The sequence below is a fragment of the Streptomyces sp. NPDC025806 genome, assembly GCF_055558275.1.
Genome location: NZ_JBVHMU010000016.1, coordinates 188,837 through 198,595, shown reverse-complemented (window position 1 = coordinate 198,595; position 9,759 = coordinate 188,837). Strand labels below are relative to the sequence as shown.

The following is a 9,759-nucleotide window of genomic DNA, read 5'->3' as shown; positions in this document are numbered from 1 at the left end:
CGCCCTCACGGAGGACGTGAAGTCCCGCAAGGGCTGATCGCCTTCCCGCAGGACCCCCGCGCCGCGCTCTCGACCTCTACCGGTCGAGGGCGCGGCGCCATGTGTAGTACCCGGCGGCGCCGAGCGCCCCCGTGATCAGCAGCCCGCCGAGCCCCAGCTGCACCGGGCCGATCTGCCCCAGGGAACCGCCGTCACCGGCGTGCACCCCGTGCATCTGCCCGCCGCCGCTCCCGGACACGGTCAGGGTCTGCCGGACGACGCTGCCGCTCTCGCAGGTCACGGAGACGGGGTAGGTGCCGGGGCGGGCGCCGGACGGCACCTGGAACTGGCCGACGAGGTCGCCCCGCTGGGTGGTGGTCTGCAGGGGGAAGTCACCGGCGCCGAGGCTGTTCGCGTCGCCGGTGGCCCGGCGGTCCTTGCGGCAGGCGCTGGTGTTCGCCGTGACCGTGGCGCCGGGGCGGGCGTCGGCCGGCGACAGTTCGAGGGCGCCGGGCCCCTTGCCGGTGCTCCGCGTGCTCGGGACCTCGGCGGGGTCCTCGGCAGGGTCCTCCAGACCCGCGTCGCCCTCGGGGACGAGCGGATCGGCGGGCTCGGCGGAGTCGGCCGGATCGACGGGCGCGGCGGGCTCGCTCCAGGAGGACCCGCCCTCCCACGGGGTGTCGTCGCCGTCGGCCCGGGCGTCGGCGCACACCGGGGTCGCTAGGGCGAGAACGGCCGCCGTCAGTGCGGTGGCCGGCCAGGACACGGTGCGACGCATGCTGATCCTCTCTGAGCGGGCCGCGTACGGCCACGGGTTCGGTTCGGCTTACCGGCCGAGCCAAACCCGTGGGTACGCCGCCCGCGCGTCGAGGAGGCGAGTCGGGTGAGCGAAGGGGCACGTGTGGGTGACCCCGCGGCGTCGCGGAGCTCTCCGTGGGTGCCGGCGGGGGGGGTCAGGCGGAGTGACGGGTCTGGACGCGCCCGTGCGTCCGGTGGGCCTCGACCAGCTTGACCCGCGCGGAGACCAGGCGGTGGGCCATCACCTCGGCGACCGCGTGCAGCAGGCTCACCCCGAGCGCGGGCTCGAGATCGCACAGGTTCCGCACCGCCGCGCCGTCGAACTCGTAGGCCCGCACGGGGCTGAACGCCTCGGCGCCGAAGTCCCATTCATAGGGTGGGAAGAGCCAGGACCAGCCGAGGAGATCGCCGGGGCCCAGCGGATCGATGGGCAGCAGGGTGCGGTCCGAGACGCGGACGTCCAGCGTGACCATCCCGGTGCGGATGATCCAGAAACACCGGGCCGGTTCCCCCTCGTCGAAGATCCGGGTGTCCTGGGGGAACGAGACCTCCTTGGCCAGGGTCATGAGCCGGTCGCGGTACTCACGCGGAAGCCTGTTGAGCAGGCGTGTCTGAGCCGTCATGGCGGAACCACCTCCACCCTCGTGTCACTCCAGCGTACGTACGACCGGCCGAGTGCACCGGACGAGCGCCCGTGGGCCCGCTCCCCGGTCGGCGGCGGCCGGATGGCTGACGTGCCGGGCGGGTCGGCGGAGGCGACCCTACGTTTCCGGCATGGCGACATTCCTCCGCTCTCATCCCCGTACGGCCAAAGCCGTCGCGGTATCCGGCCTGTGCACGGCGCTCACCCTGGGCGCCGTCGCCCCCGCACTCGCCGCGGGCTCCCCTCCCGCGCCGCCCGCCACCCCCGCCCTGTCCGCCCTGTCCTGGGAGGTCATGGACGCGGGCACCGGGGAGGTGCTCGCCGCGAAGGCACCGCACCGCAGGCTGCCGCCGGCCAGCACGCTCAAGACCCTGTTCGCGCTGACCGTGCTGCCGCGGCTGCGCCAGGACCTGGTGCACCGGGCCTCGTACGCGGACCTGTCGGACGTCGCGGAGGGCAGCAGCATGGTCGGCGTCGACGAAGGCACCCGGTACACGGTCGCGGACCTGTGGCGCGGCGTGTTCCTCAGCTCGGGCAACGACGCCGTGAACACGCTGGCCCGGTTGAACGGCGGGCTGCCGCGCACGCTCGCGCAGATGCAGGACACCGCCCGCCGGATCGGCGCCCGCGACACCCGTGTGCGCACCGCCGACGGCTTCGACACCCCGGGCCAGTACTCGTCCGCCCACGATCTGGCGCTGATCGCCCGCGAGGGCTTCAAGAACCCCGACTTCCGCCGGTACATGGGCACGAAGTGGGCGCAGTTCCCGGAGGCGGGCGGCCCGCACGCGTTCGGCATCCAGAACACGAACCGGCTCCTGGTCGGCTCGCACGGGGTCGAGCCGTACCCGGGCATGATCGGCGTCAAGAACGGCTACACCTCGCACGCGGGCAACACGCTGGTCTCCGCCGCCACCCGCAAGGGTCGCACCGTCCTCGTCACGGTGATGAACCCGCAGGACGGCGACTCGAACACCGTCTACGAGGAGAGCCGGGAACTGCTCGACTGGGGCTTCGTGGCGGCGCCGCTGCGGGCCCGCGCCGCGGTGGCCGGTCCGCAGCACCCGTCGACGCACCGTCGCGCGGCGCCCGCGGCCCCGTCGGCGGCGGCGCCCGCCGAGGATGCGCACCAGGAGTCGGGTCTCGGCCGCCACCTGGGCGCGGCAGCGGCGCTGCTCGCCCTGGCCGGGGTGCCGCTGCTGCTGCGCAGGCGGCTGCGGAAGGCGCGCTGAGCGGGGGCGGAGAAGACGCCGGGACGGCGGGGGCGCCACTCCATTGGCCCCCGCCGGATGGTGGGCGGGGGCCCGGCTTCCTAGCGTCGCGCGTATCCGCCCCTTTCCAGGAGGATCCGTATGCGTTCCATATCCGTGCTGTCGTCGGTGGCGCTGGCCTCGCTCGTCGCGCTCGGCCCCGCCGCCCCGGCCGCCTTCGCCGGTGACGACGACGGGGGCACCCAGCCCGACGTGACGTCGTTCGGCTTCTCGGTCACTCCGAGCACGGTGGCCGCCGGCGGCACCGTCACGCTCAGCTCCACCGGCTGCGAGGTGCCGACGGTGAACGTCGACGCGCCGGTCTTCGACAAGGCGCAGCTCAACGAGGGTCACTCCGTGACCCGGCAGGTCTACCCCGACGCCAAGCCGGGCGCCCAGTACGCGGTCACCTTCGAGTGCAACGGCGAGACGGGCACCACCACGCTGACCATCGCCACCGGCCGGCCGAGCCCGACCACCCCGACCGCCCCGGTCGACCGCGGCGTGCGCGCGGGGGTCGGCGGCAGCGTCGGCGGCACCGACCCGGCCCTGCTGGCCGCGGGCGGTCTCCTCATCGCGGGTGCGCTCGGCGCCGGATACGTGCGGCTGCGCAAGCGCCGCACCGACGCCGCCTGACGGCCGGGAGCGGCGACCGTGCCCTCGGCCGCACCCGGCGCCCGCAGGCCCTCGTGGTCCTTCCTCGCCGTGGTGCTCCTGATCGGCGTCCTGCTCGTGCACCACGGCGTCTCCCGTGCCGACGGCCCGCCGCAGCCCGATCCGGGCGCGGCCAGCCTCGGCACGACGACCCCGCCCGCCGATCCGCTGCCCGCGTCCACCCCGCTGCGGGTGCGCATCCCGGAGATCGGGGTGGACGCGCCGCTGACCCGGGTGGGCCGGGACGCCGAGGGCTGGCTGGACGCCCCGCCCCCGGACGACGCCAACCTGGCGGGCTGGTACACGAAGGCCGTCACGCCCGGTGAGCGCGGCACCGCCGTCATCGACGGGCATGTCGACAACGCGCGGGGGCCGGCGGTCTTCTACGGCCTCGGCTCGCTCAAGAAGGGCGAGCACATCGAGGTCGACCGGGCGGACGGCTCGACCGCCGTGTTCGAGGTCCACGGCATCGACGTGGTCGACAAGAACGACTTCCCCGACCGCAAGGTCTACGGCGGTACGGGCCTGCCCGAACTCCGTGTCATCACCTGCGGCGGCCACTACGACAAGCGCACCGGGTACAGCGGCAACGTGGTCCTGTACGGGCTGCTGACCGAGGTGCGCGGACGCTCCTGAAGCCCGGCCCCGCTCCGGTCCCGGTCAGCCGCCGTACGGCGGTGCGGCCGGCGGGGGCGGGGCGTACTGCGGCGGGGCCGCGGGCGGCGCCGCGTCCGGGTTCGTGTCGAGGACGACCCGGCACAGCGTGAAGGCGTACTGGTAGGTCATCGTCTGCCCCTCGATGATCACGAGGTAGCCCTCGCCGTCCTCGTACACCACGCGGCGCACGGGCATCGCGGGGCGGGCCGGGTCGAAGGCGAGCACGTGACGGTACAGCGCGTCGCGGGCCTCGGCCCTGGTGCCGGTGACGTGCCGCTCCGCCCGGGTCTGCTTGCGCAGCCCGCCCGCGCCACCGTGCAGGCACGTCATCATCAGGCCCCACGTGCCCGTTACCTGGTCCTCCACGGCCCGTCCCCCGTTCCGCTCGACTGCGCTCGCTTCCGGAACTCTGCCACACGGCACGACGGGCCCGGCTCCTGGCCTTGACGCTCCCCCACCCCACACCCTCATACTGTCAGCCAAATCGATTTGGCCAAATCGATTTGGCTCTCCGTCCAGGGCCGGATCGCGGCTGAAGAACCCGAGCGTGCCGTCTCCCGAACGGAGCCCGAACGTGTTCAGTCCCCAGCAGAGCGGGCCTGTCCCCGCGCAACCACCCGTGCCCGCGACAGACCGAATGCCCCACCCGGAGCCGGAGCCGGACCCCGGCCGCACCGAGGCGGTCGAACCCGAGGTCCACCCCGTCGACGAGCGGCGCCCCCTCGGGCGGATCCTGCTCTTCGGCGTCCAGCACGTGCTCGTCATGGCGGCCACGCCCATCTCGGCGATCTTCCTGATGAGCGCCACGCTCCGGCTGGACGCCGGTCTCACCGTCGACCTGCTCTCGGCGGCCTTCGTGCTGTCCGGCGTCGGGTCGCTGATCCAGTCGCTCGGGCCCTGGAAGTTCGGGCCCCGGTTGCCGTTCGTGATGCTGCCGGGCGGGGCGCCGCTCATCCTCTTCCTCGCCATCGCCGAGCAGCACGGGCTGCCGACGGCCACCGGCGCGGTCGTGCTCACCGCGCTCTTCTGCTTCGTCGTGCTGCCGGTGTTCTCACGGCTGCTCAGGTTCTTCCCTCCCCTGGTCATCGGCACGATGATCGTGATCGTCGGCGTGAACCTGGTGAAGGTGGGCGCGGTCCTCGTCGCCGGGCGCCCCGGCACCCCCGGTTTCGCCGACCCGGTCCACCTCGGGCTCGGCATGGCGACGATCGGCTTCACCGTCGGCTTCTATCTGTTCTTCACCGGTGTCGTACGTCAACTCGCCGTGATGCTGGGCCTGTTGGCGGGCGCCGCGCTCGCCGCCGCGACCGGTGCGATCGACTTCGGGCAGGCGGCCGGGGGCGGTCTGGTGAACGTGCCGCAGCTGATGCCGTTCGGCACCCCGCAGTTCAACCTGGTCGCCGCGCTGCCGCTGATGCTCTACAGCCTGGCGTCGATGGCCGAGGCGACCGGGCAGACCGTCATCAACGCCGAGGCGGTCGGCAAGGAGATCGACCGGCGGACCGACGTCCCGAAGACCGTTCGCGGCGACGCGCTGACCTCCCTCGTCGGCGGCTTCTTCGGGCTTCCGCTGATCGTCACCAGCGGCGAGAACATCGGCATCGTCCGGGTCACGGGCGTCCGCAGCCGCTTCGTCACGGCAGCCGCCGGAGCGGTGCTCATCGTCATCGGGTTCCTCGCCCCCGTGACCCGCGCCATCAGCGTCATCCCCTCGGCGGTCGTCGGCGGCACCGCGATGGTGGTGTTCGCTGTGATCACCGTGCTCGGCATCCAGATGCTCGGGCGCTGCGACCTCGACCGGCACACCTCCACGTTCATCTGCGCCGTCGCGCTCGCCCTCGGCCTGCTGCCGATCCTCGTGCCCGGCGTCTACGGGGGCTTCCCGCCGAACGTCCGCATCCTCCTCGAGAGCGGCGTCGCCGTCGGCGCGTTCACCGCCGCCGTCCTCAACGTCCTCTTCCACCACGTCAGGCCGGGCATCGCCGCCCGCCTGAGCACCGTACGCACAGAAAGCGACCGATGAACACGCTCGAACGGCCCGACCGCAGTCTTCTCTCCGCCCCCGGCCCGCTCCTCCTCGTCCCCGGCGCGGTGCTCCTTCCCGAGGGGCCCGTGGACGGCTGGGCGGTGGTGGTCGACGGCGGACGCTTCCTGGCCGTCGGCCCCGCCGAGGAGCTGGAGCGGGCGCACCCGCGACTGCGGGCCGTGCGGATGCCCGGGCACCTGCTGATGCCCGGCTTCGTGGACGCGCACCACCACCTCACGCAATCGTTCGGCTCCGCGCTCGCCTTCGGGGAGCCCTCGGAGATCTTCCGCCGGGTGTGGGTGCCCCTGGAAGGCGCCCTGGACGAGGAATCGGCGTACGTCGCCGCCAAGTTGGCCGCGTACGAGGCGCTGCGCGGCGGGTTCACGACCGTCGCGGACGCCGGGACGCGGGCCGGTGTGGACGTCGAGGTCGTCGCCTCGGCCGCGCGCGATGCGGGGATCCGCTGCGTCCTCGGCCTGGTCTGCAACGACGCGGACAGCCCGGAGGGAGCGAGCGCGACGGCACTGGACGCCGCCGGGAAGCATCTCGCGCGCTACGCCGACGACCCGCTGGTGCACGCCTCTCTCGCGGTCTCCATCCCCGAGGCCGCGACCGAGGCGACGCTGCGCGGCACGGCACGCCTCGCGGCGGAGGCCGGGGCCGTCGTGCAGATCCATGTGAACGAGCACCTCGCCGGGGTGGAGCGTTCCCTCGTCCGGCACGGGCTGCGCCCCCTGGAGTACCTGCACGGCCTCGGTGCGCTCGGTCCCCAACTGCTCGGCGCGCACGCCACGTTGCTCACGCCGCGCGAGCTGACGCTGCTCGCCGACACCGGCACGGCGATCAGCTACAACCCGGTCGCCAGCGCCTGGAAGGGCAACGCCGTCGCGCCCGCCACCGCCATGGCCGAGCGCGGCATCCGCTTCGGCCTCGGCACGGACGGCACGCGCGGCGACGGCTTCCGGCTCGCGGAGGCCGCCGAGTTCGCGCAACGGCTCGCGTACGGGCTGACCACCGGCGACTCCTCGTGCGGAGCGGGCTGGACGTGGCTGGACGCGGCGAGCCGGGGCGGCGCGGACGCCCTCGGCCTCGGTGCGCGCACGGGCGCGGTCGCGGCGGGTCTCGCGGCCGACTTCCTGCTCGTCGACGTGGAGACGCCGGAGCTGGCGTTCTCCTGGGACCTGCCGTGGGAGCTGGTGCGGCGCGGCAACCGGGACCAGATCTCCGCCGTGTTCGTGGACGGCCGGCTGAGGATGTGGCACGGTCGGCCGACGGACTGGGACGGCGACGCGCTGGTGCGGCGGGCCGCGGAGCTGGCGCGGTCGGCCGTGGGCCGGGCGGACATCACGCGGGCCCATCCGACGTCCGTGGCGGCCCGGGAGGCCGCGGTGCGGGCAGGGGTGGTGCGGGAGCGGGAGGCGCGGCGGTGAGTGTCGTGACCTTGGCGGTGCTGGCCCTGACGGTGGCGATCGCCGCGTTCGTCCAGGGCAGCAGCGGGCTCGGCTTCGCGCTGATCGTGGCGCCCGTGGCCGGGATCGTCGACCCGGGGCTGGTGCCGGTGTTCGTGCTCGGGTCGATGATCCCGCTCAACCTGTACGTGGCCTGGCGCGAGCGGGCGTCGCTCGATCTGCGCGGCGCGGGCTGGATCACCGGGGCCCGGCTCGCCGCGACCCCGGCGGGTCTGGCGCTGCTGTGGCTGATCCCCGAGCGCAGCCTCGGCCTGTTCGTGGGCGTGGCGACGCTCCTCGCGGCGGTCGTGAGCCTGGCGGCGCCCGCGTTCACGCCCGGCCGGGCCGCGTACGTCGGCGCGGGCGCGGTGACCGGGCTGACGGAGACGGCGACCGGTGTGGGCGGGCCGCCGCTGGCCCTGGTGTACCAGCACCGGCCGCCGGCCGAGCTGCGGGCGACGGTGGCCGCGTGCTTCCTCGTCGGCGAGGTCGCCTCCCTGGTCCTCCTGTTCGCGACGGGCAAGGCGCAGGCCGGGGAACTCGGGGCGTCGGCGCTGCTGCTGCCCGCGATCGCGGTGGGCGCGTGGCTGAGTCGACTGGTCCATCACCGCCTCGACGCGCGCCGGATGCGGCTGTTCGTGCTGGTCTTCGCGCTGGTGTCGGGGCTGGTGCTGGTGGTCGGCGTCTGAGCGCGCTCCGTCAGAGGGGCGGGGCCGTCAGAGGGTCCGCGCCGTCAGGGGGCGGGGCCGTCAGGGGGGGGCGGGGCCGTCAGAGGGGGCGGGGCCGTCAGAGGGGGCGGGGCCGTCAGAGGGGGGCGGGGCCGTCAGAGGGTCCGCACCGTCAGACGGCCCGTGCCACCAGGCGGTCCGCGCCGTGCCACCGCGCACCCACGAATCGGGCACCGTCAGGCGGCCCACGTCGCCAGACGGTCCGTGCCGTGCCGCCGCGCACCCACTGCCCGGGCGCGTGCCGTCAGGGGGGCCGGGCCATCAGGCGGCCCGCGCCCTCAGGCGATCCGCGCCGCGCCGCCGCGCACCCACTGCCCAGGCGCGTGCCATCAAGCGGGCCGTGCCGTCAGATGGTCCACGCCATCAGGCGGTCCGCGCCGTGCCACCGCGCACCCACGACCCGGGCGCCGTCAGGGGGCCCGGACCTTCAGACGGTCCGCGTCGTCAGACGGCCCGTGCCATCAGGCGGCCCGCGCCCTCAGGCGATCCGCGCCGCGCCGCCCCGCACCCACACCCCGGGCGTCGTCAGACAGCCCGTGCCGTGCCGCCCCGCACCGACGATGCCCGGGCGATCAGCCGGGGTTCGGGGGCGGCGGCCATGGCGGGCGTGCCCGCGTCGCCGCGCAGGCGGCCGAGGAGCAGTTCGACCGCGGTGGACGCCACCTGGTCGAGGTGCAGGTCGACGGCGGTCAGGGGCGGTTCGCAGGTGCGGGCGCGCAGGCCGTCGTACCGGGTGACGACCATGACGTCGTCGGGGACGGTGCGCCCGCTGTCCCGGATCGCCCGGACCGCGCCGACGGCGAACGCGTCGACCAGGGCGCAGACCGCGTCGGTCTCGGGGTGCTCGGCGAGCAGCGCGGCGCACCGCTCGTACCCGGCCTGCTCGCCCCCGGGTTCGGGGACCTGCGCGACGCGCGGCTCCCAGCCGTGCTCGGCGGCGCGGCGCTCGTACGCGGCGAGCGCGTCGACGGTGGAGTGCCGGGACCCGGCGCCGACGATCAACGCCGGGTGCCGCGCGCCCTGTTCGTGCAGGTGGTCCAGGAGCAGCTCGGTGACGCGACCGCCGTGCAGGTCGACGTACGGGGCGTCCTCGTCGGGCGAGACGGGGCGGCCGAGCGCCACGTACGGCAGGCCGCGCTCGCGCAGTTGCGCCGCCGCCGCGTCCTGGACGTCGGGCTCGACGACGATCGCACCGTCGATGTCCACGGAGTACAGCGCGGAGCCGGACTGGACGGGCGGGACGAGCACGAGGGCGTAGTCGTGCAGGAGCGCGCTCTCGGCGGCGGCGGCCGCGACCTCCATGTAGAACCCGAGCCGGGAGGGGCCGCCCGCGACGGCGAAGGGCATGGAGGAGGCGAGGGCGATGGCCTTCGCCTGTCCGCGCCGCAGCCGCTGGGCCCGCAGGTTGGGCCGGTAGCCGAGCTCGGCGGCGACCTCCTTGATCCGCTCCCGGGTGCGCGGGTCGACCTTGCCGAGGCCGTTGAGCGCGTGCGAGACGGTCGTGCGCGAGACACCGGCGACGCGGGCGACATCGGCGATCGTCGGCGGCCTCGGGGTGGAGGCGGAACTGGCCATC

Annotated in this window: 10 protein-coding genes; 6 read left to right on the top strand and 4 right to left on the bottom strand. The window is 74.7% G+C overall.

The window, feature by feature from the left end:
- Positions 1-76: 76 nt before the first annotated feature.
- Positions 77-757, bottom strand: a complete 681-nt coding sequence (locus ACZ4E1_RS31185; RefSeq protein WP_467545784.1) for a hypothetical protein — start codon at positions 755-757, stop codon at positions 77-79.
- Between the two features lie 175 nt (positions 758-932).
- On the bottom strand, positions 933-1,400 hold the full coding sequence (locus ACZ4E1_RS31180) for a cyclic nucleotide-binding domain-containing protein (protein ID WP_467545782.1): 468 nt from the start codon (positions 1,398-1,400) through the stop codon (positions 933-935).
- Between the two features lie 151 nt (positions 1,401-1,551).
- Between ACZ4E1_RS31180 and ACZ4E1_RS31175 the strand changes: the two genes are divergently transcribed.
- From ACZ4E1_RS31175 to ACZ4E1_RS31165, 3 genes are all read left to right on the top strand, one after another.
- Entirely contained in the window at positions 1,552-2,652 is a 1,101-nt protein-coding gene (locus tag ACZ4E1_RS31175) for a D-alanyl-D-alanine carboxypeptidase family protein (protein ID WP_467545780.1), read from the top strand.
- A 120-nt stretch (positions 2,653-2,772) separates the two neighbouring features.
- A complete protein-coding gene (locus ACZ4E1_RS31170) occupies positions 2,773-3,306 on the top strand; it encodes a hypothetical protein (RefSeq protein ID WP_467545778.1) in 534 nt (177 codons plus the stop codon).
- Positions 3,307-3,324: 18 nt separating this feature from the next.
- Positions 3,325-3,960, top strand: coding sequence for a class F sortase (locus ACZ4E1_RS31165; protein WP_467545777.1), 636 nt, complete (start codon positions 3,325-3,327; stop codon positions 3,958-3,960).
- A 24-nt stretch (positions 3,961-3,984) separates the two neighbouring features.
- Here ACZ4E1_RS31165 and ACZ4E1_RS31160 read toward each other — a convergent pair whose 3' ends face one another.
- Positions 3,985-4,347 (bottom strand): hypothetical protein, encoded by a 363-nt coding sequence (locus ACZ4E1_RS31160; protein ID WP_467545775.1) that lies wholly within the window; start codon positions 4,345-4,347, stop codon positions 3,985-3,987.
- Positions 4,348-4,618: 271 nt separating this feature from the next.
- Between ACZ4E1_RS31160 and ACZ4E1_RS31155 the strand changes: the two genes are divergently transcribed.
- Genes ACZ4E1_RS31155 through ACZ4E1_RS31145 form a run of 3 tightly spaced genes read left to right on the top strand, consistent with a single transcriptional unit; the run spans position 4,619 to position 8,144 of the window.
- The gene (locus ACZ4E1_RS31155) at positions 4,619-6,004 is read left to right on the top strand and encodes a uracil-xanthine permease family protein (RefSeq protein ID WP_467545773.1); all 1,386 of its coding nucleotides are present in this window, start codon (positions 4,619-4,621) and stop codon (positions 6,002-6,004) included.
- The gene (locus tag ACZ4E1_RS31150; protein WP_467545771.1) at positions 6,001-7,437 is read left to right on the top strand and encodes an amidohydrolase family protein; all 1,437 of its coding nucleotides are present in this window, start codon (positions 6,001-6,003) and stop codon (positions 7,435-7,437) included. Before ACZ4E1_RS31155 ends, ACZ4E1_RS31150 begins: the two co-directional genes overlap by 4 nt.
- Positions 7,434-8,144: a TSUP family transporter gene (locus ACZ4E1_RS31145; protein ID WP_467545769.1), complete on the top strand. Its 711-nt coding sequence runs from the start codon at positions 7,434-7,436 to the stop codon at positions 8,142-8,144. Before ACZ4E1_RS31150 ends, ACZ4E1_RS31145 begins: the two co-directional genes overlap by 4 nt.
- 564 nt (positions 8,145-8,708) lie before the next feature.
- Here the strand turns inward: ACZ4E1_RS31145 and ACZ4E1_RS31140 are convergent.
- The gene (locus tag ACZ4E1_RS31140; RefSeq protein WP_467545768.1) at positions 8,709-9,758 is read right to left on the bottom strand and encodes a LacI family DNA-binding transcriptional regulator; all 1,050 of its coding nucleotides are present in this window, start codon (positions 9,756-9,758) and stop codon (positions 8,709-8,711) included.
- Between the last annotated feature and the right edge of the window lies 1 nt (position 9,759).

Coding starts and splice junctions, on each gene's coding strand:
- ACZ4E1_RS31185 (WP_467545784.1), bottom strand. CDS start 757: ATGCGTCGCACCGTGTCCTGGCCGGCCACCGCACTGACGGCGGCCGTT.
- ACZ4E1_RS31180 (WP_467545782.1), bottom strand. CDS start 1,400: ATGACGGCTCAGACACGCCTGCTCAACAGGCTTCCGCGTGAGTACCGC.
- ACZ4E1_RS31175 (WP_467545780.1), top strand. CDS start 1,552: ATGGCGACATTCCTCCGCTCTCATCCCCGTACGGCCAAAGCCGTCGCG.
- ACZ4E1_RS31170 (WP_467545778.1), top strand. CDS start 2,773: ATGCGTTCCATATCCGTGCTGTCGTCGGTGGCGCTGGCCTCGCTCGTC.
- ACZ4E1_RS31155 (WP_467545773.1), top strand. CDS start 4,619: ATGCCCCACCCGGAGCCGGAGCCGGACCCCGGCCGCACCGAGGCGGTC.
- ACZ4E1_RS31150 (WP_467545771.1), top strand. CDS start 6,001: ATGAACACGCTCGAACGGCCCGACCGCAGTCTTCTCTCCGCCCCCGGC.
- ACZ4E1_RS31140 (WP_467545768.1), bottom strand. CDS start 9,758: ATGGCCAGTTCCGCCTCCACCCCGAGGCCGCCGACGATCGCCGATGTC.